Source organism: Rhodoferax sp. OV413 (assembly GCF_900104385.1).
Classification (GTDB): domain Bacteria; phylum Pseudomonadota; class Gammaproteobacteria; order Burkholderiales; family Burkholderiaceae_C; genus Rhodoferax_B.
In genome coordinates, this window is the sequence record NZ_FNJA01000009.1 from 1 (window position 1) to 21,086 (window position 21,086).

A 21,086-nucleotide genomic window follows, 5' to 3' on the forward strand; every position below is an offset into this window, starting at 1 on the left:
CGAGTGCTTCGGCCAGCTTCATGATGGCTTCTTCGCCCAGAGGACCCTTGTCGCCTTCCATGGCCAGCTTAGCCGAGCCGTGGATGATGGGGGTGGAGTCGCCAGGGAAATCGTATTTGTCGAGCAGCTCGCGGACTTCCATTTCAACGAGTTCGAGCAGTTCGGCGTCGTCGACCATGTCGCACTTGTTCAGGAACACGATGATGTAAGGCACGCCAACTTGGCGGGCCAACAGGATGTGTTCGCGGGTTTGTGGCATAGGGCCGTCAGCAGCGGAACACACCAGAATAGCGCCGTCCATTTGGGCTGCGCCGGTGATCATGTTCTTTACATAGTCGGCGTGGCCTGGGCAGTCCACGTGGGCATAGTGGCGGTTGGCGGTTTCGTATTCGACGTGGGCGGTATTGATGGTAATACCGCGGGCCTTTTCTTCAGGTGCCGCGTCGATTTGGTCGTAGGCCTTGGCCGAACCGCCGAACTTGGCTGCCAGCACGGTGGTGATGGCGGCGGTCAGCGTGGTCTTGCCATGGTCAACGTGGCCGATCGTGCCCACATTGACGTGGGGCTTGGTACGTGTGAACTTTTCTTTTCCCATTTTTCAATTCTCCAAAGAGCTATTTCCCGTGTCAGGTTTAATGTCTGCACAGTGTTGCTGGATCACCTCGCACGGGCACAAGGTGGCACACCATCGCAGACAGGGGGAACATGAGAGCAGACCCGGCCGCTTACGCAACCGAGCCCGCTTTGCAAACTTTTACTTGGCGCGGGAAGCCATGATGGCTTCGGACACGTTACGTGGCGCTTCCGAGTAGTGCTTGAACTCCATCGTGTACGTTGCACGTCCTTGGGACATGGAACGCAGCGTGGTGGAGTAGCCAAACATTTCCGACAGCGGCACTTCGGCCTTGATGGCCTTGCCGCCACCAACCATGTCTTCCATACCCTGGACCATGCCGCGGCGGCTGGACAAGTCGCCCATCACGCTACCGGCGTAGTCTTCGGGGGTTTCGACTTCCACGGCCATCATGGGCTCCAGAATCACGGGACCGGCCTTGCGGCAGCCTTCCTTGAAACCGAAGATCGCAGCCATCTTGAACGCCAATTCGTTCGAGTCCACATCGTGGTACGAACCGAAGTGCAGGGTGACCTTGACGTCGACGACGGGGTACCCAGCCAGCACGCCTTGCGTGACGGCTTCATGGATGCCCTTTTCAACCGCAGGGATGTATTCGCGAGGAACCACACCGCCCTTGATAGCGTCGACGAATTCGATGCCCTTGCCCATTTCATTGGGTTCGATCTTCAGCACCACATGGCCGTACTGGCCCTTACCGCCGGATTGACGCACGAACTTGCCTTCGGCATCTTCGATGGTCTTGCGGATGGTTTCGCGGTACGCAACCTGGGGCTTGCCCACGTTGGCTTCCACGCCAAACTCGCGCTTCATGCGGTCGACAATAATTTCCAGATGCAACTCGCCCATACCGGCGATCAGGGTCTGGCCTGATTCTTCGTCGGTCTTGACGCGGAACGAAGGATCTTCCTGGGCCAGACGCTGCAAAGCGATACCCATTTTTTCCTGGTCGGCCTTGGTCTTGGGTTCCACGGCCTGGGTAATCACAGGCTCAGGGAACACCATGCGCTCCAGGGTCACCACGGCGGAAGGATCGCACAGGGTTTCGCCCGTGGTCACGTCTTTCAGGCCCACGCAAGCAGCGATGTCGCCGGCGCGGATTTCGCTGACTTCTTCGCGATTGTTGGCGTGCATTTGCACGATACGGCCGATACGCTCTTTCTTGCCGCGGATCGGGTTGAACACGCTGTCACCCTTTTGCAGCACGCCGGAATAGACGCGCACAAAGGTCAGTTGGCCCACAAACGGGTCGGTCATCAGCTTGAATGCCAGAGCCGAGAACTTCTCGCTGTCGTCCGCTTTACGCACAACGGGAGCATCATCTTCGTCCAGGCCGCCCACCGGTGGGATGTCCACGGGCGATGGCATGAATTCGATCACGGCGTCCAACATACGCTGCACGCCCTTGTTCTTGAAGGCGGAACCGCAGTACATAGGCTGAATTTCGCTGGCGATGGTACGCGTGCGGATGCCCAGCTTGATTTCTTCTTCGGACAAGTCGCCTTCTTCGAGGTACTTGTTCATGAACTCTTCGGATGCTTCAGCAGCCGCTTCGACCATCTTCTCGCGCCATTCCTTGGCCAATTCGACCAGTTCAGCGGGGATTTCACGGTAGTCGAACTTCATGCCTTGCGAAGCTTCGTCCCAGATGATGGCTTTCATCTTGAGCAAGTCGACCACGCCGGTGAAGTTTTCTTCGGCACCGATTGGGATCACCATCGGCACGGGGCTGGCCTTCAGGCGCAGCTTCATCTGGTCCACGACCTTGAAGAAGTTGGCACCGGTACGGTCCATCTTGTTCACAAAGGCCAAACGTGGCACTTTGTACTTGTTGGCCTGGCGCCACACGGTTTCGGACTGGGGCTGCACGCCACCCACAGCGCAGTACACCATGCACGCACCGTCCAGCACGCGCATCGAGCGCTCGACTTCAATCGTGAAGTCCACGTGGCCGGGGGTATCAATGATGTTGATGCGGTGTTCAGGCAAGGACGTGTCCATACCCTTCCAGAAGCAGGTGGTAGCCGCCGAGGTGATCGTGATGCCACGCTCTTGCTCTTGCTCCATCCAGTCCATGGTGGCAGCACCGTCGTGCACTTCACCAATCTTGTGGTTCACGCCGGTGTAAAACAGAATGCGCTCGGTCGTGGTGGTCTTGCCGGCATCGATGTGCGCGGAGATACCAATATTGCGATAGCGCTCAATGGGGGTATGGCGAGCCATAGTTCTCTTTCGTTAAAGCCACAAGCCCGCCATCCGCCAAAAGGGTGGAGCGGGCTTGTGAACTTGAGGGGCCTAGGGGGATTAGGACGGTTCTTAGAAACGGAAGTGCGAGAAGGCCTTGTTGGCTTCAGCCATACGGTGCACTTCGTCACGCTTCTTCATCGCGCCGCCACGGCCTTCGGTGGCTTCCATCAACTCATTGGCCAAACGCAGGGACATGGACTTTTCGCCACGTTTACGAGCGGCTTCCTTCAACCAGCGCATGGACAGCGCCAGGCGACGCACAGGGCGCACTTCGACAGGCACTTGGTAGTTGGCACCACCGACGCGGCGGGACTTCACTTCGACCATGGGCTTGACGTTGTTGATCGCCAGGGTGAAGGCTTCCAGCGGGTCTTTGCCTGGGTTCTTCTTTTCGATGAAATCGAGAGCGCCATAAATGATGCGCTCAGCGATCGCTTTCTTGCCGCCTTCCATGATCACGTTCATGAATTTGGACAGCTCAACATTGCCGTACTTGGGATCCGGCAGGATTTCACGTTTAGGGACTTCGCGACGACGTGGCATTTTTCACCTCTTAATTGCTTCAGTTGGCGTCTTGGCAGACACCGCAAAAACCATTTTGGTTTTCACTTACTCGACCCACAGCGGGTCACTACGCTGCATCACCGCGCCACGCGGGAAACAGCACCGATATATCCTAAAAACCGAGGGCTTACTTAGCCTTTGGCTTCTTCGCACCGTACTTGGAACGCGATTGCTTGCGGTCTTTCACGCCTTGCAAATCGAGCGAACCGCGCACGATGTGGTAACGCACACCGGGCAAATCCTTGACCCGGCCGCCGCGAACCAGCACAACACTGTGTTCTTGCAGGTTGTGGCCTTCGCCGCCGATGTAGGAAATGACCTCAAAACCGTTGGTCAGGCGCACTTTGGCAACCTTACGCAAAGCGGAGTTAGGCTTTTTAGGCGTCGTGGTGTAGACGCGGGTGCAAACGCCACGGCGTTGCGGAGAATTTTGCATCGCAGGGCTCTTGGACTTGATCGTTTCGACCTCGCGTCCCTGACGTACTAGCTGGTTAATGGTTGGCACTAAAGCCTCCTTGACAAAGAAAACGTCCCTAAACGTTTAAAACTAACAGAAAACGTGAATCCCTTCGGAAATTTCCGAAAAGCCTTCAAGTATAGCTTTTTGGTTAGGTGCTTGCAAACATTAAACGATGTGTCGATGTTTGCAGGCACTCACTTCTTGAAATTACTTGATCCACAAACGGATGGAATCCCAGGCCCGGCCCAGGATGCCGGCTTGTTCGACACCGTCCAGCGCCACCAGGGGCACGGTCAGCAGGGTTTGTTCGCCCAAAGTGACCTTCAAAGCACCCACAGCCTGGCCTTTGGTGAAGGGTGCGACCAGGGGATCGGGGCGCTGGATTTCGGTCTTGACCTTGGCTGCATTGCCGGCCGGCACCGCCACCACGATGGCATCGGGGCGACCCAGCTTCATGGTGGGAGTCGTGCCCTTCCAGACATTCGGCGTGACCACCGCTTGGTTGGCATCGAACAGTTTCACGCCTTCGTAGGCGGTATAGCCCCAGTTCAGCAGCTTCTGCGATTCGTTCAGGCGGGCGTTCTCGCTGGCGGCGCCGAGCAGGATGGTCAGGATGCGGCGGCTGCCGACATTCGGAAAGTCGCGCTTGGCGGTGGCGATCAGGCAGTAGCCGGCGGCGTCCGTATGGCCGGTCTTCAGGCCGTCGACCGTAGGGTCGCGGAACAGCAGACCGTTGCGGTTGTTTTCATTGCTGACCGGGGTACCGGGGTAGTGGTACTTCTTCATGCCGTCGTAGTGCGCGTACTCGGGGAAGTCGCGCATCAAACGGGTGGCCAGGATGCTCAGGTCGCGCGCCGTGGTGGTGTGACCGGCTTCGGTCAGGCCTTCGGGGTTGCGGTAGCCGGTGGACTTCATGCCCAGGGCCTTGGCCTGCGCGTTCATCATTTCCACAAAGCGCTCGGACGTGCCGCCCACGCCTTCGGCCAGGGCCATGGTGGCGTCGTTGCCCGACTGGACGATCATGCCCTTGATCAGGTCTTCCACCGGCACCTGCATCTTGGGGTCGATGAACATGCGCGAACCCGGCATCTTCCAGGCCTTGAGGCTCACCGGCAGGGTTTGCGTCAGGGTGATCTTCTTGCTGCGCAGCGCGTCGAACACCAGGTAGGCGGTCATCAGCTTGGTTAGCGATGCAGGTTCGACGGCCATGTCGATGTCTTTTTCCAGCAAGACCTGGTTGGCCGTCACGTCCACCACCATATAGGCTTTGGCGGCGATTTCAGGGCCGGCGACGGGCTGGGCAGCGGCGATCAGGGAGACGGAAGCCAGCAAAGGTGCGGCAACAGCCTGCAAAAAGTATTTCATGGATGGGATAACGAGGTAAAGAGAGAAAACAAGGCAGAGGGTGCGGCTGCCGTACAGGACAGCTGGGAGAGCGCTATGCGACCCCTGGCGAGGCCGCAAAGTTTCATGCCCCCAGGTGGCGCAGCACCAGATTCTTCAACAGTGGCAATTGTCCGTGAAAGAAGTGTCCGCCCGCCGGTACGACGGTAACAGGAAGTACCTGGGGCCGTGCCCAGTCCATCACCGAGGCCAGCGGCACGGTGTCGTCCAGCTCGCCATGGACCACCAGGGTGCGCCCGTGCGCCTCGGGCGGCAAGACGGCGGCCGGCGCGCGGGCGGTCGAGGTGCCGACCAGCACCAACTGCTCCATCGGGCGGCTGGCCCACAGCGCCTGCACCGCATGGGTGGTCACGAAGGCGCCAAACGAAAAGCCGGCCAGTGCCAGCGGCTGGCCGGCGGCCGCCGTCTGCGCCACCACGGCCAGCAGGTCTTCGCACTCGCCCCGGCCTTCATCGTGCACGCCGGCGCTGGCGCCGACACCACGGAAGTTGAAGCGCACCGCGGTCCAGCCCGACTGCACAAAGGCCCGCGCCAGGGTCTGCACCACCTTGTTGTCCATGGTGCCGGCAAACAGCGGATGCGGATGGGCGATCACGGCCACGCCGCGCGGCGTGCCGCTGGGCTGGTCGAGCGCGGCTTCGATGTTGCCCGCCGCGCCGGTCAGGCTCAGTTTCTGGGTCGATGCATTCACGGAATTACTACCAAATTGATAGCTGCCTGCGCAGACGGAATATGCGCAGGCAGCCTAAAAAGCTTGAAAAATCAACGACCCAGGTGGGCCGGCGTCACCAGGCGCTCTACCACCTGGCCGTTCTTCAAATGCGACTCGACGATCTCATCGATATCGCTTTCGTCGACAAAGCTATACCAGACAGCCTCGGGGTACACCACGGCCACCGGGCCGGCGGCGCAGCGGTCCAGGCAACCGGCCTTGTTGACCCGTACCTGTCCAGGGCCGGACAAGCCGGCCTTCTTGACCAGCGCCTTGCAGCGGTCAAAGCCAGCCTGGGCGTTGTGGTGGGCGCAGCTGTCTTCGCCGTTGGTGCGGTCGTTCAGGCAGAAGAAGATGTGGCGCCCGTAGTAAGAACCGGTAGGCGCAGCGGTTGGGGTGGTGTCGGTCATGCCGGTATTTTAGTTTTCTGGCGTCGGCCGGGCGGTGCGCCCCACCACCACGGCCAGCGCCGCGTAGGGCCAGAGCCAGCCCAGCCACTGCACCAGGCCGTGGAAACGGATGAAGCGGCCCTGCTCCCAGGTTTGCAAAGTTTGCGCAAAGTAGGCGCTGGCCGGCGCCTGGTTCAGCAGGCCCACATGCAGCGCCAGCGCCACCAGCAACAGCGCCGCGCAGACCCGGCGCGGCACCCAGACCAGCAACACCACCAGCGGCAAGGCGGCCCACAGGCCGACCCGCACCGGCAGGCTCAGCCAGTCCAGCGCATGCTGGGGCCCATAGCTCAGGCCGGCCGACAAGGCGGCGGCGCCCAGGCCGGCGGCCAGCATCACCGCAGCCAGCAGCACCCGTTGGTATTTGCGGCGCACCACACAGTAGCCCAGCAGGCAGGGAATCAGCGCGCCCAGCAGCACGCACAGCATTTCGGTGCCGGGCACCAGCGGCTGCAGCTCTACATCGCGCACCGGCAGCCAGTCGAGAAACGGGGTATCGGCCAGGGCCTCGGCCAGCCCCGCCTCGACCCGTTCCATCACCTGGCCCAAGCCCAGCGGCACGGCAGCAGGGAACAGCAAGGCCACCGGCCACAGCGCCAGCAGCACCAGCACACCGCGCGCATCGGCCACAAACCAGCGCTCGCGGAATTGGCTCCAGCGGTCGATAGCCCCCAGCCGCTCCAGCAAGGCGGCGATCACGGCACCCAGCAAGCCGCCGGCGGTGTTCAAGGCCCAATCGACGTTCGACGGCACGCGCACCGGCAGATAGCTTTGCAAGGTCTCCATGCACAGCGACAGCAGGCCGGCCACCAGCGTAGCCGCCAACACCGGCACCCGGGTCCGCCCCGAGCGCAGGCCGCTCAGGGCGAGCAAGAAGCCCAGCGGCGCGTAGCCTGCCAGGTTGGTGGCCACGTCGAAACCGGTCCAGTACTTGGGCCAGGGCGCGGTGACAAAGAACCAAGGCTCGATGCCCTGGTCGCGCCAGCCGTCGAACGGGTACAGGCTGGCATACACCACCAGCCCCGCATACAGCAGAGCCAAGGGCCAGGCCGAGGTTTTATGCATCCGTCAGACCCGCAGCCGGGCGTTAAAACGGCTTGACGACCACCAGCACCACGGCCGCCAGCAGCAGCAGAACCGGCACTTCGTTGAACCAGCGGTACCAGGTATGGCTGCGCATGGGCGCGCCGGCGCGCATCTTGCGCAGCAGCACGCCGCAGCCGTGGTGGTAGCCAATCACCAGCAGCACCACGCCCAGCTTGGCGTGCATCCAGCCGTTGCCCGGGCCGCGGCCTATGCCGTAGCCCAGCCACAGCCAGGCGCCCAAGGCGATGGCCGGCACGGCCAGGATGGTGGTGAAGCGCAGCAGCTTGCCCGCCATCAGCATCAGACGCTCGCGTTCGGCCAGCGAGCCCGGCGACACCATCGCCAGATTGACGAAGATGCGCGGCAGATAGAACAGCCCGGCGAACCAGCTGGCGACGAAGACGATGTGGAGGGATTTGATCCAGAGCATGCAGGGAGTTTAAGGCTCACCCCCGTTGCCCGCACCGCCCCGTGGGGAACACCCAAAAAAATGCCCCGGCCATCGGCCGAGGCTTTAAGCCCGCGGGTTATTAAACCGTGAGGCCCCGCTCAGGGAGGTAAAGCGGGAGAGCGGCAAGCCGCCCCGAAGCCAATCTAACAAAGCTGCAGAGCGGATTCAAGAGGGCTTATCTGGATCGGGCACAATTTTGCCCATGACCTCTTCCACACCCTACGCCCCCTACCCCGCCGGCCGGCCACGCCGTTTGCGCCGCGATGCGTTCAACCGCAACCTGGTGCGGGAAAACACCTTGACCGCGCACGACCTGATCTATCCGGTGTTTGTGCACGAGGGAGCCAACCGCCGCGAAGCCGTGGCCTCCATGCCCGGGGTGGAGCGCCTGAGCCTGGACCTGCTGCTGCCGGTGGCCGAGGAATGCGTACGCCTGCAGATCCCGGCGATGGCGCTGTTCCCGGTGATCGACCAGTCGCTGAAAACCTATGGCGGCGAAGAAGCCTTCAACCCCGACGGCCTGGTGCCGCGGGTGGTGCGCGAGCTGAAGAAACGCTTCCCGGACCTCGGCGTGATGACCGACGTGGCGCTCGACCCCTACACCAGCCACGGCCAGGACGGCCTGCCGGATGAGAACGGCTACATCGTCAACGAGCTGACGATTGAGGCCCTGGTGAAGCAGGCGCTGGCCCAGGCCGATGCCGGCGTCGACATCGTGGCGCCCAGCGACATGATGGACGGGCGCATAGGCGCGATCCGCACGGCACTGGAGGCCCACGGCCACATCCACACCCGCATCATGGCCTACAGCGCCAAGTACGCCAGCGCCTTCTACGGCCCGTTCCGCGACGCCGTGGGCTCGGCCGCCAACCTGGGCAAGAGCGACAAAAAGACCTACCAGATGGACCCGGCGAACAGCGACGAGGCGCTGCGCGAAGTGGCCATGGACATCGCCGAAGGCGCCGACATGGTGATGGTCAAGCCCGGCATGCCCTACCTGGACGTGGTGCGCCGCGTGAAAGACGAATTCCGCGTGCCGACCTTCGCCTACCAGGTATCGGGCGAATACGCGATGCTGAAAGCCGCGGCGCAAAATGGCTGGCTGGACCACGACCGTGTGATGCTGGAAAGCCTGATGGCCTTCAAGCGCGCCGGAGCCGATGGGGTGCTGACCTATTTCGCCATCGACGCCGCCCGGCTGCTGAACGCCTGACGCCCATTCACTACAAAAATAATAGCTGCTTGCGCAATATCTACCTGCGCTAACGGCATATTTTTTATACATATCCACACCCATGCGCATCTTCACCATCGTCGGCAGCAGCGTGGTGGAAACCACGGAATTGCCCACCACGCCGGTGCCCGGCGGCTACGTCTGGATCGCCTGCGCGCGGCGCGAGTTTGAAGTCCAGCAGCCGCAGCTGCAGTCCACGCTGCAACAGCTCTGCGGCCACCAGCTGGTGGACCTGCATGTGTCGGACCTGCTGAACAACCAGCTGCCATCGCACTACGACTACACCTCGCAGTACGACCTGCTGGTGTTCCGCCGCCTGGCCCCCGGCGCTGCGGAAGCCGGACCGGACGCACCGGTCGTGCCCACCGTGCCGCTAGGCCAGCCGATGAAGCGCGGCGGCCCGCCCATCCTGCACCGCATCAACACCAACCCGGTGGGCTTTGCGGTGTTCGACCAGGTGCTGCTGACCGTACACCCCGCCGACTGCGCGGTGCGCGACAGCTACGCCGAAAAGCTGCTGGCCGCCACCTCTACCGAGCTGCGGGCCACGGGCGCCCGCGTGCCCGCCAGCCCGGCGGACCTGATGCTGCGCATCGTCAACACCATGGTCGATGGCTACCTGGACCTGCGCCGCGAACTGACACGCCAGCTCGACCACTGGCAGGGCGAGCTGCTCAAGCCGGGCGCGCGCTTCAGCAACTGGAGCGCGCTGCTGGATGCGCGGCTGACCTTGCACCAACTGGACGACGTGTGCGAAGAACAGCGCTCCGCCATCCAGGACTGGATCGAGGCGGTCAAGACCTGGCCGGATGCCCAAGGCATGGCCGAGCTGCGCGAACGCGAGCTGCTGCAGGTGCGCAGCCGCGACGTGCTGGAACATATTGAACGCGTGGTGCACCACGTGCGGCGGCTGGAGCAAAGCGTCGAGACCGCGGTGCAGATGCACTTCAGCGTGCAAGGCAACCAGGCGAACAACATCATGCTGACGCTGACGGTGCTGACCGCCATCTTCCTGCCGCTGAACCTGATTGCCGGCATCTTCGGCATGAACTTCGAGGTGATCCCGCTGCTGCACCGCCAAGGCGGTTTCTGGTGGGCGCTGGGCGCGATGGTGGTCATCGCGCTGGGCATGGTGCTGCTGTTCTGGCGCAACCGGTATCTGGCCCGCACAGGCCGCTGAAGGCCATCCCCACGGTGGCCGGCTAGCGCAGCTTCAGCGCTTCCTTCGGCACCGGCCGGGAGAAGTAATAGCCCTGCGCCTGGCCGGCGCCCATGTCGCGCAGCAAGGCCAGGGTTTCGGCGTCTTCCACCCCTTCGGCCACCACGCTCAGGTCCAGCGACTCGGCCATGCGCACGATGGCCCGCACGATGGCGCGGCTGCGCGGGCTGGTGGTCAGCTCCAGAATGAAAGACTTGTCGATCTTCAAACCGCTGAAGTGGTACTGGTGCACATAGCTCAGCGATGAGAAGCCGGCGCCGAAATCGTCCAGCACCACCGACACGCCGTTGTCCGCCAGGTGCTTCATGGCCTGGCGCGCCAGCTCGGGTTCGGCCACCAGCGCACCTTCGGTGAGCTCCAGGCAAATGCGCGATGGCGCCACGCCATACTCTTCCAACAGGCTGAGCACTTCGCTGGCGAATTCGGTGCGGGTGATGCTGTAGCTGGAGCAGTTCACATGCACGGTGGGCCAGTGCGCATGCTCGGGCTGGGCCAGGATCGCCACCACGCTTTGCAGCATGTAGAAGTCCAGCCGACCGATCAGCCGAAAACCTTCCAGTGCCGGCAGGAACTGGCCCGGTGCAACAACATTGCCGTCCGGCTGGTGCCAGCGTATCAAGGCCTCCAGCGCCAGGATGGCACCGCTCTCCACGTCGATGATGGGCTGGAAATACGGCAGCAGTTCATCGTTGCGCTTGAGCGCATTGCGCAGCGCGTTCTCCTGCTCCATCTGGTCGGACACTTCGCGCCGCACTTCCTGGCTGAACAGCGCATAGCTGTCGCGCCCGGCGTTCTTCACCCGGTACATGGCGGTGTCGGCATCTCGCAGCAGGTCGGCCGGCTCCTGGTGGAACTGGCTGTCGGCACCGACCACGCCGACGCTGCAGGATGAAAACACGGTGTGCCCATCGATCTGGAACGGGAGGTCGAAGGCCTCCAGAATCCGCTCGGCGATGGCCTCCGTCACGTCCGGCGGCGCACCAAAGGCCAGCACCGCGAATTCGTCGCCGCCCAGGCGGGCCAGCAGATCGCTGTCGCGCATGCAGCGGCGCAGGCGGTCGGCAACCTGGACCAGCAGCAAATCGCCGAAGTGGTGGCCCAGGCTGTCGTTGACCATCTTGAAGCGGTCGAGGTCGATGAACATCACCACCAGCTCCTGGCCATGGGTGCAGAAAGCCTGCCAGGCGCTGTGAAGGCGTTGCTGCAGGTGCGCGCGGTTCGGCAGGCCGGTCAGCGAGTCATGGGCGTTCTCGTGTTGCAGCTGGGCGTTGGCGTAGTCCAGCGCGCGGGTGCGGTCCTGCACCCTGGCTTCCAGCTGCATATTGGCGGCGTGGATGGCTTCGGCGGCGCTGCGCCGCGACAAGGCCGTGTCGATATGCCGGGACACAAAGGTCAGCAGTTCCTGGTCGCGCAGCGAATAGTGGATGTCGGCCGAATAGCTTTGCACCGCCAGCACGCCACGCACCACGTCGCCGTCGAACAGCGGAATGCCCAGCCAGGAATACGAGGGGTTGGCGGCCCGGTGAATGGAAATCTCGCCAAGGCCTTCCAGTCGCAAGGCTTCCTCGCGGCTGATCAGGCAAGGCCGGCGCTGGCGGATGACGTATTCGGTCACGCCCCGCTCGCCGCGCCGGGACTTGGGCGCGTTGTCCAGAAATTCGTCCACGTAGTAGGGAAAGGTCACCTCGGTGGTCGCATCGTCGAACAGCGCGATATAGAAGTTATGGGCAAACAGCAGCTCGCCCACGATGCCGTGCAGGCCGCGGAACAGCTCGGCCATGTCGCCCGGCTGGCTGGCCAGCTCGGTGATCTGGAACAAGGCGCGCTGTAGGTGCTCGGCACGCTCGCGGTCGCCCACCTCGTGCCGCAGCGCGTCGTTGAGGGTAGACAGCTCCAGGGTGCGCCGGGCCACGGTTTCTTCGAGGTGGGCGCGGTGCAGAATCCGGTCCAGCGCCATGGCCACGTGGCGCGCCACCACCATGAACAGCTCGCGGTCCTCGACGCTGTAGATACGCGACGCGTCGTAGACCTGCATGGCCAGCATGCCGAACACTTCGTCGGAGGCGTTTTTCAGCGGCACCCCCATCCAGAATTCCGGGCGATGGCCCACGCAGTAAAAGCGCGCTTCGTCCTGGGCTGCGGCAATGTCCGCGGCGTTGACGAACAAGGCCTGGCCGGTGGTCAGCACATAGTGGGTCATGGACATGCGCTGGCGGTCGATGATCTCGTATTCCTCGGTCTCAAACGCATCGGCGTTGTCGATGTAGTACGGATAGGCGACCTTGTCGGTCTGGCTGTCGTACAGCGCCAGATAGAAGTTTTCGGCATCGATCAGGGTCGACAGGTGGCGGTGCACACCTTGCAGGAAGGCCCGACGCTCGCGGGTGGAACTGGCCAGGTAGGTGATCTCGAACAGCACGCGCTGGCTGGCCTGGGCCCGGGCCAGGGCGTCGATCTGCAGGCGCAGGCCCAGTTTGCGCGCTAGATCGGCCACCACCGGGTTGCCGGCTTCGCTCTGCGGCGCCAGCACCCAACCCAGCGCGCTTTCGCCCTGGCCAGAAGCCCAACGGTGCAGACCCTGCGCGCGGCAGAACGCTGCAAATGCGTCTTTGGCAATGGCGACAGGCCAGCTTCCAGCCGCGCCGCCCTGGCCGATCAGATGCAGTTTTTCACCGGCCCGGTAAGCCGCCCATGGCAGGGCTGGCGCATTCTGCGCAACCTCGGCCAGCAAGGCTTGCAGGCTGTCCTGCGGAAAAGCGGTTTCCTCCAGAGGGGCATGCGCGGGCGCGCCCCCATCCACAGCGGGGCTAGCTTCGTGCGCTGGCGCTGGGTAGGGAAGGGGGAAACGGGAAGACATCGGCGCTCCATGGCAGCTAGCAACCCGCTATCTTCGGTGCTGGCGACTGCGCATTGCAAGTGCCCGTGGTGTTTTTTCGCGCCCGAAACGTTGGAAATCGTGGTTTTCCAACGTTTTGCAAGGGGGACGGAGGTATGCAAGCCCTCAGACTCGAATACTCCTAAATTTGCAGCTACTTGTGCAGGATGTATATGCGCTGGTGGCCAGTTTTATGCATGGACTCAGCGCTGCTGCACATCTTCACTGCCGGGAGCGCAGCGGGATCTGGCCCGCTGCGTCCTGCGTAGACCATGGATTAACCGTGGTAGTCGCCGCGGATGTCCAGGGTGCCGGCCTTGGCGGCAGCAGCCACTTCGGCGCGCACTTCGGCACGGGTCTTGGCCGGGCCGGTGCTTTGGACGACCGGGTAGTTGTTGTCACTGATCGCAGCCAAGCTGCCATCTTTTTCAGCCTGGATCAGCTCGGCCCGGACTTGGGCGCGGGTGACCGTGCTGCTACCGGCAGTCGCGGCGATCACCGGATAGTTGTGGTCGTAACCGTCTTCGGCAAAAGCACTACTGGCAGCCACGGAAGCCAGGGCGATCAGGGAAGTGGCGAAAAGTTTGCGCGTGTTCATGATGAGCTCCTTCAATGAATAAGGGGAACATGCCGGGCACATGCCCGGCAAAGTGATGGATTAGCTACGGACAACCGGAATGCTGCCGTCCTTGATGGCCTGGACCAGCTCGGCCTGCACTTCAGCACGGGTCTTGGGCGTGCCGACGGGGGCGATTACCGGGTAGTTCTGGTCGTCGTTGTAGGCAGCCAAACTGCCGTCTTGGCGGGCCTGGGCCAGCTCGGCCTGCACTTGCGCGCGGGTCAAGCCGGTGGAGCCGGGGGCCGCTACCACGACCGGGTAGTTGCGGTCGTAAGAGTCGGCAAAGGCGCTAGTAGCGGCCACGGAGGCCAGGGCGATCAGGCTGGAGGCGAGGAGTTTCGACGTCTTCATATTATTTTTCCTTCAAAGTTAGTAACAGTTCTACGGAACCAGGAACCCTGGACGGAGCAAACCACTCTTGTAGGGCTTGCTGCGCCGGATTCGCAGTTCACAGGGTTTGTGACCTTGCACTACCTGTGAATAGCAGATAGGCGTTAAGTTGCAGCTTTAAACAGGTCAAAGCGGAACAAGTCTGTTTCGACCATGGAAACAATGGACACACTCGAACTCATACGCACCTTCCGAGAAGTCGCCGCCCGCGGCGGTTTCTCACGCGCCGCCAAGTCTCTGGACGTGTCCAAAGCCAATGTCAGCAAGTACATCGCGGAACTGGAGAGCCGGCTCGGCACCCGCCTGCTGAACCGCAGCACCCGCACCATCAGCCTGACCGACGCGGGCGACCTGCTGCTGGAACGCAGCACGCCCTTGTTGGAAATGATGGCGCTGACCCAGGAAGAGCTGCTGCACCGCTCCCAGGAACCCAGTGGCCGCCTGCGCATGACAGCGCCGCAAGGCATTGGCAGCGTCGAGCTACCCGGCCTGCTGGCCGATTTCATGCGCCGCTACCCCGAGGTGCACGTCAGCCTGGACCTGAGCAACCGCGTGCTCGACATGGTGGAAGAAGGCCTGGACCTGTCGCTGCGCGTGGGCGTCGCGGCCGACCCGAACCTCATCGTGCGCAAGCTGCGGCGCATCGACCTGGTGGTCTGTGCCACGCCCACCTACTGGCAGCAACGCGGCATTCCCCAGCACCCGGACGACCTGGCCGGGCATGACGCGCTGACGCTGTCCTTGTCGGGCACCAGCCCCTCGTGGCGCTTCAAGGTCAACGGCAAGTCGCACAGCGTCGCCCTGCGCAGCCGCATGGACGCCAGCGATCCCGTGCCCTTGATGCACATGGCCTTGCTCGGCATGGGAGTGGCGCGTTTGCCGCGTTTGCTGGTGCGCAACCTGCTGGAGCAAGGCAGCTTGCAGGCGGTACTGCCCGAATACAGCCCCGACGACCTGTGGCTGTTTGCCGGCTACGTGCACCGCAGGCACAACAGCGCGGCTTTGAAGGCTTTGCTGGCCTTCATGGAAGAGCGTTGGAAGGTGGAATAAGCCGGCCGCAGCCTCACACCAGCGGCTGGCCGATCTTTTCGGTGGCAAATACGCGCTGCACGGCGGGGCGCGCCAGCATGCGCTGCAGATAAACCCCTAGTTGCGGCAGGCTGCGTGCGGGCCGGGCGAAGCCGCGGGTCCAGCGGCACAACATCAACGCATAGGCGTCAACCGCGCTGTACTGCGTGCCCAGCATCCAGGGGCCGCCGTGGCGCGCCAGCTCGGCTTCCAGCTGGTCCAGCAAGCTGCCGACGCGGGCCTCGGCATGGGCTTTGACGCTGGCCGTACCGGCGGTATCGTCGGCCCAGCGGTCCGGGTAGAAGTACAGGATCAAACTCGCCTGCAAGGTATTGGTCAGCCAGACCATCCATTTGTAATACTGCGCGCGTTCGGCCGTGCCCAGCGGTGGTGCCAGCCCGGCCTGCGGATGCGCGTCCGCCAGGTGCAGGCAGATAGCGGCGGCCTCGTATAGCACCGCCTCGCCATCGGCCAGCACCGGGATCAGGCCGTTAGGGTTTAGCTGCAGGTAGGCGGCCGACTTGTGGCCGTCGTGCTCGCGGTCCACCCAGACCAGCTCGAACGGCAGGCCCAGCTCTTCCAGCAGGATATGCGGCGCCATGCTGGCGGTGCCGGGAAAGTAGTGCAGTTGGAGCATGCTCAGGCCAGGTGCTGCGCAAAGAATGCCAGCGAACGCTCGCGCGCCAGCGCGGCCGATGGGCCGTCGTAGGCACCGCGTTGGTCGCAGTTGAAGCCATGGTCAGCCGGGTACAAGCGCGCATCCACCTCGGGGTGCGCCAGGCCGAAGTTGGTCACCGAATCCAGCACGATGCTGTGGTCGCGCTCGCCGAAGTGCGACAGCACCGGCGCACGCGGCTTGCGCGCCACCTCGGCGGCCACCGTCATGCCGCCGCCGTAGTAAGTGACCGCCGCGTCCAGGCCGTCGACCAGGCTGGCCGCGCGCCAGGTCAGCAGGCCGCCCCAGCAGTAGCCCACCATGCCAACCTTGCCCGCCTGGTGGGCGTAGTCCACCGCAGCCTGCAGGCTTTGCATCAGTGTGGGCACACCCAGCGCCTCGGCGGCCGCCTTCAGCGCCACACCGGCCTGGATGTCGTCGGGCGTATAGCCCAGGTTCACGCCGGGCTGCAGGCGGTGGAACATGTCCGGCGCCACCGCCAGATAGCCATCGGCCGCGTAGCCGTCGGCCACCGAACGGATATGGCTGTTCACGCCAAAAATCTCCTGCACCACCACCACGGCGCCCTTGGGCTTGCCAGCAGGTTGGGCTACATAGGCAGGGAACACGAAGCCGTCGGCGGCGGTGAGGTCAACATATGAAGACATACGGGCAGCTCCTGAGAATGGGGAAATGGATTCGGAGCGCATGGTACTGGTATCGTTTCATTTCCACCTACACGCTCTTCTATGACCCCTACTTCCGATCATCCTGTATTGCTGGTCACCGGCGGCGGCCGCGGCATCGGCGCCGCCACCGCGCAGCTGGCGGCCCAGCGCGGCTATGCGGTAGCAATCAACTACGCGCACAACGCCGGCGCCGCCGAGCAGCTGGTGGCCGAGATCCAGGCCCAGGGCGGCCAGGCCATCGCGCTGCAGGCCGATATTGCCGACGAAGCCCAGGTGCTGCGCCTGTTTGCCGCGGTGGACGCGCAGCTGGGCCCGCTGTACGGCCTGGTCAACAACGCCGGCGTGGTGGACGCGCCGTGCCGGGTTGAGCACATGGACCTGGCGCGGCTGCAGCGCATGTTCAACATCAATGTGATCGGCAGCTTTCTGTGCGCGCGCGAAGCCGTGCGGCGCATGGGCACAAGCCAGGGCGAACGCAACTTTGGCGCCGGCTACGGCCGCGGCGGCGCCATCGTCAATGTGTCCAGCGCGGCCTCGCGCCTGGGCTCGCCCGGCCAGTATGTGGACTACGCGGCCGCCAAGGGCGCGATCGACAGCATGACACTGGGCCTGGCCAAGGAGGTGGCGGCCGACGGCATCCGCGTCAACGCCGTGCGCCCCGGCCTGATCGAGACCGACATCCATGCCTCGGGCGGCCTGCCCGACCGGGTGCGCGACCTGGCCAGCAGCGTGCCCCTGCAGCGCGGCGGCACGGCCGAAGAAGTGGCCCATGCCATCCTCTGGCTGCTGAGCCCCGAAGCCAGCTATACGACGGCGGCACTGGTGGATGTCAGCGGCGGGCGTTAAGCTCCGGCGTTATGGATTTCAAACCCCTCATCACCCTGCTGGCCATCGTCAACCCGCTGGCTATCGTGCCGTTCTTCATCCACTACACGCAAAGCTTTTCTGAAGCGCAGCGCCGGCGCACGATCATGGTGTCGTCGTTCAGCGCGTTTGTGGTGATCGCCATCAGCGCCTTGCTGGGCCTGCAGATCCTGGACTTCTTCAACATCTCGCTGGCCAGCTTCCAGGTCGGCGGCGGCCTGCTGCTGATGACCTCGTCGCTGAACATGCTGAACGCCCAGCCGGCCGAATCCAAATCCACCTCGGTGGAACTGCAGGACGCATCGGAACGCGCCGCCGTCGGCTCCAGCATCGCCGTGGTGCCGCTGGCCATCCCTTTGCTGACCGGCCCGGCCAGCATGTCCACCGTGGTGATTTATGCGGACAAGGCCAAGACCCTCTTGCAGCTGGTGACCCTGGTGGGCTACGGCGTGGTCATCGGCCTGGCCACCGCGCTGTGCTTTTCGCTGGCCGGCCCCATCGCCCGGGTGCTGGGCAAGACCGGCATCAATGTGATGACCCGGCTGATGGGCCTGATCCTGGCCGCGCTGTCGGTCGAAGTGATGGCCGACGGCCTGCACAAGCTGTTCCCGGTGCTGGGCGGTTGATGCTTCCATAAACATAGCAGCTTGCGCTGGTAGAACCTGCGCTACAGCCACTTTCTATATAAATTCATCCCATGCCCCTAGCCCCCCTTTCCCGACGCAGCGTGGTACTGGCCGGCGTACTGGCGCTGGCCGGCTGCTCCACCGCCGTGCCCGAGGGCATCACCGCCGTCACCCCGTTCGATGCCACCCGCTACGCGGGCAAGTGGTTCGAGATCGCCCGGCTCGACCATTCCTTCGAACGCGGCCTGGGCAACGTCAGCGCCACCTACACGCTGCAAGCCGACGGCAGCGTCCAAGTGCTGAACCGCGGCTACAACAATGAGAAGAAGGAATGGAAGCAGGCCGAGGGCCGCGCCCTGTTCACCGGCAGCCCGCAGGTGGCCTCGCTGAAGGTGTCGTTCTTCGGTCCGTTCTACGGCGGCTACCACGTGGTGCAGCTGGACGCCGACTACCGCTGGGCCCTGGTGGTCGGCGCCGACCGCAGCTACGCCTGGATTCTGGCGCGCGACAAGCAATTGCCCGCCGCCGTGCGCAGCCAGTTGCTGGCCAAGGCCCAGGAGATTGGCATTGCGGTGGACCAGCTGGTCTGGGTGGACCAATCGCGCAGCGATTCCTAGACTTTAGCCCCCATCCGCCCGACCAGGCGGAACGCCACCAGCATCGCCAGCGAGCCAAAGATGGCGCTGCCCACCGCCGCCCCGGCCAGCACGCCCACCGGGCCATACTGCGCGCCCCACCAGGCGAACGGAATCGTACCCAGGGTGGCGCGCGCCCAGTTGAAGCCGGTGGACCACAGCGGCCGGCCCAGGTTGTTGAAGGCCGCGTTGGCCACGAACAGCGCGCCGGCAAACAAGAAGCTGGCCGCCAGCCACGAACAGAACATGCGGATCAGGTGCGCCGCATCGCCCTCGGCGCTGAAGGCCTGCACCAGCAGATGCTGGCCCAGCGCCAGCAGCAGCCAGGCGCTGCCGACCGCGATCAGCATGAACAGCAGGCTGGCGCGCAGGCCCTCGCGCACCCGGTCGAACTGGCCGGCACCCAGGTTCTGCGCCAGGATGGGGCCGACCGCGCCGCTCAGCGCGTAGATGGTGCCGAAGGCCACCGGCGTGACCCGGTCGATGATGGCCTGGCCGGCCACGGCCGAGGCGCCGAACTGGGCGATCGCATGGGTGACGAAAGCCGCTCCCACCGGCGTGGCCAGGTTGGTCAGTACCGCCGGGCCGGCCACCACGGCCAGCAGCTTGGCGTCGGGCCACAGGCTGGCGCGGTCCAGCCGGCCCAGCATGCGGTGCCGCAGCACGCCGCGCAGGCCCACATAGGCCATCAGGCTGCGCGACACCACGGCGGTGGCGGCCGCACCGTCCAGCCCCATGTGCAGGCCGAAGATCAGGATCGGGTCCAGCACCGCGGTCACCAGCGCGGCGCCCAGGGTCACGGCCATGGCGCCGCGCGCATCGCCGACCGAACGCAGCAGCGCCGAGCTGGCCATGCCGATGCCCAGCAGCGGCAGCGCATGCACCGTCACCGCCAGGTAGCGCGCGGCCAGGCGCTCGGTTTCGCCGGTGGCGCCCAGGGCGCGCAGCAAGGGGTGGAGAAACGGCGCCGTGCCGCTGCCGATCAGCATCGCCAGCAGCAGCATCCAGAACAGGCTGGACATGGCCAGGCGCTGCGCGTCCAGCACCCGGCCCGCGCCCACGGTGCGCGCCACAACGGCGGTGATGCCGATGGTCAAACCTATGCATAGCGAGGTATGGAAGAAGCCCACCACGCCGGCAAAGCCGACGGCCGCGGCAATCGACTGCTCGCCCAGGCGCGAGATGTAGAACAGGTTGATCAGGTCCACCACGAACACCGCCACCAGACCGATGGCCGAGGTGGTGGACATCACCGCCACATGGCGGAACAATGGGCCGGTGACGAAGCGGGGCGTGGAGGGTGTGGGCATGGGGCGGACCGAGGAACAGTGCGCGATGGTACAGCCCGAGTTACTATTAAATAGATAGCTGCTTGCGCTCTAACTGTCTGCGCAAAGTGGCAATTCAACTTATAAAAAGGCAAGCGGTATGCAAGACAGCCCCCCAGAACTTCTGGTCGAAACCCGTGGCCCGGTGCTCTGGCTCACGCTGCAGCGCGAGGCCCGGCGCAACGCCCTGACCCACGGCCTGCTGGCGGCGCTGGACCAAGCGATAGACGCGGCGCAAAGCCAGGACGGCATCCGCGCCATCGTGCTCACCGGCGCCGGCCAAAAAGCCTTTTGCGCGGGCATGGACCTGCAGTCCGGCCCGGCCTTCACCACCAACTACGCCGACCCGCACGGCCACCTGGCCCAGCTGCTGCGCCGCGCCCGCGCCAGCCAGCTGCCGCTGATCGCCCGGGTCAACGGTGCCTGCATGGCCGGCGGCATGGGCCTGCTGGCGATGTGCGACATGGCGGTGGCCAGCCCGCAAGCCATCTTCGGCCTGCCCGAGGTCAAGGTCGGCGTGTTCCCGGCCCAGGTGCTGAGCGTGCTGCAGCCGCTGGTGCCGCGCCGCATCCTCAACGAGATGTGCCTGACCGGCGAACCCATCAACGCCGCCCAGGCGCTGGAGATCGGCCTGCTGAACTACGTGGACGCGGACCTGGACGGCCGGCTGGATTGGCTGCTGCAGCGCCTGCTGGACAAATCGCCGGCCGCCATCCGCCGCGGCCTGTACACGCTGAAGACGGTGGAGCCCATGCCGTTTGACCAGGCAGTAGCGTTTACCGAGAGCCAGATCGCCCTGTTCGCGCTGACCGAAGACGCCCGCGAAGGCCAAAAAGCCTTCCAGGAAAAGCGCCCACCGCAGTGGCTGGGCCGCTGA

The 21,086-nt window shown here is 64.1% G+C and carries 22 protein-coding genes; 7 read left to right on the forward strand and 15 right to left on the reverse strand.

From position 1 onward, the window contains the following. The 9 genes from BLT66_RS23815 to BLT66_RS23855 all read right to left on the reverse strand — a co-directional run. The coding region (locus BLT66_RS23815) for a GTP-binding protein (RefSeq protein ID WP_143029280.1) at positions 1-595 on the reverse strand (595 nt) is incomplete at its 3' end. A 159-nt stretch (positions 596-754) separates the two neighbouring features. Further along, the gene (gene fusA / locus BLT66_RS23820) at positions 755-2,857 is read right to left on the reverse strand and encodes an elongation factor G (RefSeq protein WP_092761970.1); all 2,103 of its coding nucleotides are present in this window, start codon (positions 2,855-2,857) and stop codon (positions 755-757) included. Between the two features lie 93 nt (positions 2,858-2,950). After that, on the reverse strand, positions 2,951-3,424 hold the full coding sequence (rpsG, locus tag BLT66_RS23825) for a 30S ribosomal protein S7 (protein ID WP_092761972.1): 474 nt from the start codon (positions 3,422-3,424) through the stop codon (positions 2,951-2,953). Positions 3,425-3,572: 148 nt separating this feature from the next. After that, positions 3,573-3,950 carry a 30S ribosomal protein S12 gene (gene rpsL / locus BLT66_RS23830; RefSeq protein WP_011466063.1) on the reverse strand — a complete coding sequence of 126 codons (378 nt, stop codon included), beginning with the start codon at positions 3,948-3,950 and terminating at the stop codon, positions 3,573-3,575. Between the two features lie 162 nt (positions 3,951-4,112). Continuing rightward, complete coding sequence (locus BLT66_RS23835) at positions 4,113-5,270, reverse strand: D-alanyl-D-alanine carboxypeptidase family protein (RefSeq protein ID WP_092761974.1); 1,158 nt, start codon at positions 5,268-5,270, stop codon at positions 4,113-4,115. Between the two features lie 103 nt (positions 5,271-5,373). After that, on the reverse strand, positions 5,374-6,000 hold the full coding sequence (locus tag BLT66_RS23840; RefSeq protein WP_092761976.1) for an alpha/beta hydrolase: 627 nt from the start codon (positions 5,998-6,000) through the stop codon (positions 5,374-5,376). 71 nt (positions 6,001-6,071) lie between these two features. Further along, positions 6,072-6,431 (reverse strand): (2Fe-2S) ferredoxin domain-containing protein, encoded by a 360-nt coding sequence (locus BLT66_RS23845; RefSeq protein WP_092761978.1) that lies wholly within the window; start codon positions 6,429-6,431, stop codon positions 6,072-6,074. Between the two features lie 9 nt (positions 6,432-6,440). Beyond that, the gene (locus tag BLT66_RS23850; protein WP_092761980.1) at positions 6,441-7,535 is read right to left on the reverse strand and encodes a VanZ family protein; all 1,095 of its coding nucleotides are present in this window, start codon (positions 7,533-7,535) and stop codon (positions 6,441-6,443) included. A 22-nt stretch (positions 7,536-7,557) separates the two neighbouring features. Further along, entirely contained in the window at positions 7,558-7,986 is a 429-nt protein-coding gene (locus BLT66_RS23855; RefSeq protein ID WP_092761982.1) for a CopD family protein, read from the reverse strand. Positions 7,987-8,209: 223 nt separating this feature from the next. On the opposite strand from BLT66_RS23855, the gene hemB reads away from it, so the two are divergent. Both hemB and BLT66_RS23865 read left to right on the forward strand, forming a co-directional pair. Beyond that, positions 8,210-9,220: a porphobilinogen synthase gene (gene hemB / locus BLT66_RS23860; RefSeq protein WP_092761984.1), complete on the forward strand. Its 1,011-nt coding sequence runs from the start codon at positions 8,210-8,212 to the stop codon at positions 9,218-9,220. 82 nt (positions 9,221-9,302) lie between these two features. After that, positions 9,303-10,421, forward strand: a complete 1,119-nt coding sequence (locus BLT66_RS23865) for a magnesium transporter CorA family protein (RefSeq protein ID WP_092761986.1) — start codon at positions 9,303-9,305, stop codon at positions 10,419-10,421. A 22-nt stretch (positions 10,422-10,443) separates the two neighbouring features. On the opposite strand, the gene BLT66_RS23870 is transcribed toward BLT66_RS23865, so the two are convergent. The 3 genes from BLT66_RS23870 to BLT66_RS23880 form a co-directional block, all read right to left on the reverse strand. After that, on the reverse strand, positions 10,444-13,317 hold the full coding sequence (locus tag BLT66_RS23870; protein ID WP_092761988.1) for a sensor domain-containing phosphodiesterase: 2,874 nt from the start codon (positions 13,315-13,317) through the stop codon (positions 10,444-10,446). Positions 13,318-13,612: 295 nt separating this feature from the next. Next, positions 13,613-13,933, reverse strand: a complete 321-nt coding sequence (locus BLT66_RS23875; protein ID WP_176955153.1) for a DUF4148 domain-containing protein — start codon at positions 13,931-13,933, stop codon at positions 13,613-13,615. Between the two features lie 60 nt (positions 13,934-13,993). Continuing rightward, entirely contained in the window at positions 13,994-14,305 is a 312-nt protein-coding gene (locus tag BLT66_RS23880; RefSeq protein WP_092762189.1) for a DUF4148 domain-containing protein, read from the reverse strand. A 192-nt stretch (positions 14,306-14,497) separates the two neighbouring features. Here BLT66_RS23880 and BLT66_RS23885 point away from each other — a divergent pair, with 192 nt between their 5' ends. Next, positions 14,498-15,394, forward strand: a complete 897-nt coding sequence (locus tag BLT66_RS23885; RefSeq protein WP_369821632.1) for a LysR family transcriptional regulator — start codon at positions 14,498-14,500, stop codon at positions 15,392-15,394. 13 nt (positions 15,395-15,407) lie between these two features. Here the strand turns inward: BLT66_RS23885 and BLT66_RS23890 are convergent, their stop codons facing one another. Together BLT66_RS23890 and BLT66_RS23895 are read right to left on the reverse strand one after the other, a co-directional pair. Continuing rightward, positions 15,408-16,049: a glutathione S-transferase family protein gene (locus BLT66_RS23890; RefSeq protein ID WP_092761994.1), complete on the reverse strand. Its 642-nt coding sequence runs from the start codon at positions 16,047-16,049 to the stop codon at positions 15,408-15,410. A gap of 2 nt (positions 16,050-16,051) precedes the next feature. Next, positions 16,052-16,735: a dienelactone hydrolase family protein gene (locus BLT66_RS23895; protein WP_092761996.1), complete on the reverse strand. Its 684-nt coding sequence runs from the start codon at positions 16,733-16,735 to the stop codon at positions 16,052-16,054. Positions 16,736-16,816: 81 nt separating this feature from the next. Between BLT66_RS23895 and BLT66_RS23900 the strand changes: the two genes are divergently transcribed. The 3 genes from BLT66_RS23900 (at position 16,817) to BLT66_RS23910 (ending at position 18,863) form a co-directional block, all read left to right on the forward strand. Then, the gene (locus BLT66_RS23900; RefSeq protein WP_092761998.1) at positions 16,817-17,602 is read left to right on the forward strand and encodes an SDR family oxidoreductase; all 786 of its coding nucleotides are present in this window, start codon (positions 16,817-16,819) and stop codon (positions 17,600-17,602) included. Positions 17,603-17,613: 11 nt separating this feature from the next. Further along, on the forward strand, positions 17,614-18,246 hold the full coding sequence (locus BLT66_RS23905) for a MarC family protein (protein ID WP_092762000.1): 633 nt from the start codon (positions 17,614-17,616) through the stop codon (positions 18,244-18,246). 71 nt (positions 18,247-18,317) lie between these two features. After that, positions 18,318-18,863 carry a lipocalin family protein gene (locus BLT66_RS23910; RefSeq protein WP_092762002.1) on the forward strand — a complete coding sequence of 182 codons (546 nt, stop codon included), beginning with the start codon at positions 18,318-18,320 and terminating at the stop codon, positions 18,861-18,863. Here BLT66_RS23910 and BLT66_RS23915 read toward each other — a convergent pair. Next, positions 18,860-20,191 carry an MATE family efflux transporter gene (locus tag BLT66_RS23915; RefSeq protein WP_092762004.1) on the reverse strand — a complete coding sequence of 444 codons (1,332 nt, stop codon included), beginning with the start codon at positions 20,189-20,191 and terminating at the stop codon, positions 18,860-18,862. The two genes, BLT66_RS23910 and BLT66_RS23915, sit on opposite strands and share 4 nt — an antisense overlap. Positions 20,192-20,309: 118 nt before the next feature. Here BLT66_RS23915 and BLT66_RS23920 point away from each other — a divergent pair, with 118 nt between their 5' ends. Then, positions 20,310-21,086 (forward strand): enoyl-CoA hydratase/isomerase family protein, encoded by a 777-nt coding sequence (locus tag BLT66_RS23920; protein WP_092762006.1) that lies wholly within the window; start codon positions 20,310-20,312, stop codon positions 21,084-21,086.

Coding starts and splice junctions, on each gene's coding strand:
- BLT66_RS23900 (WP_092761998.1), top strand. CDS start 16,817: ATGACCCCTACTTCCGATCATCCTGTATTGCTGGTCACCGGCGGCGGC.
- BLT66_RS23905 (WP_092762000.1), top strand. CDS start 17,614: ATGGATTTCAAACCCCTCATCACCCTGCTGGCCATCGTCAACCCGCTG.
- BLT66_RS23835 (WP_092761974.1), bottom strand. CDS start 5,270: ATGAAATACTTTTTGCAGGCTGTTGCCGCACCTTTGCTGGCTTCCGTC.
- BLT66_RS23895 (WP_092761996.1), bottom strand. CDS start 16,735: ATGTCTTCATATGTTGACCTCACCGCCGCCGACGGCTTCGTGTTCCCT.
- BLT66_RS23850 (WP_092761980.1), bottom strand. CDS start 7,535: ATGCATAAAACCTCGGCCTGGCCCTTGGCTCTGCTGTATGCGGGGCTG.
- BLT66_RS23910 (WP_092762002.1), top strand. CDS start 18,318: ATGCCCCTAGCCCCCCTTTCCCGACGCAGCGTGGTACTGGCCGGCGTA.
- BLT66_RS23865 (WP_092761986.1), top strand. CDS start 9,303: ATGCGCATCTTCACCATCGTCGGCAGCAGCGTGGTGGAAACCACGGAA.
- hemB (WP_092761984.1), top strand. CDS start 8,210: ATGACCTCTTCCACACCCTACGCCCCCTACCCCGCCGGCCGGCCACGC.
- BLT66_RS23870 (WP_092761988.1), bottom strand. CDS start 13,317: ATGTCTTCCCGTTTCCCCCTTCCCTACCCAGCGCCAGCGCACGAAGCT.
- BLT66_RS23885 (WP_369821632.1), top strand. CDS start 14,498: ATGGAAACAATGGACACACTCGAACTCATACGCACCTTCCGAGAAGTC.
- BLT66_RS23915 (WP_092762004.1), bottom strand. CDS start 20,191: ATGCCCACACCCTCCACGCCCCGCTTCGTCACCGGCCCATTGTTCCGC.
- BLT66_RS23845 (WP_092761978.1), bottom strand. CDS start 6,431: ATGACCGACACCACCCCAACCGCTGCGCCTACCGGTTCTTACTACGGG.
- BLT66_RS23920 (WP_092762006.1), top strand. CDS start 20,310: ATGCAAGACAGCCCCCCAGAACTTCTGGTCGAAACCCGTGGCCCGGTG.
- BLT66_RS23890 (WP_092761994.1), bottom strand. CDS start 16,049: ATGCTCCAACTGCACTACTTTCCCGGCACCGCCAGCATGGCGCCGCAT.
- BLT66_RS23855 (WP_092761982.1), bottom strand. CDS start 7,986: ATGCTCTGGATCAAATCCCTCCACATCGTCTTCGTCGCCAGCTGGTTC.
- BLT66_RS23875 (WP_176955153.1), bottom strand. CDS start 13,933: ATGAACACGCGCAAACTTTTCGCCACTTCCCTGATCGCCCTGGCTTCC.
- rpsG (WP_092761972.1), bottom strand. CDS start 3,424: ATGCCACGTCGTCGCGAAGTCCCTAAACGTGAAATCCTGCCGGATCCC.
- fusA (WP_092761970.1), bottom strand. CDS start 2,857: ATGGCTCGCCATACCCCCATTGAGCGCTATCGCAATATTGGTATCTCC.
- BLT66_RS23880 (WP_092762189.1), bottom strand. CDS start 14,305: ATGAAGACGTCGAAACTCCTCGCCTCCAGCCTGATCGCCCTGGCCTCC.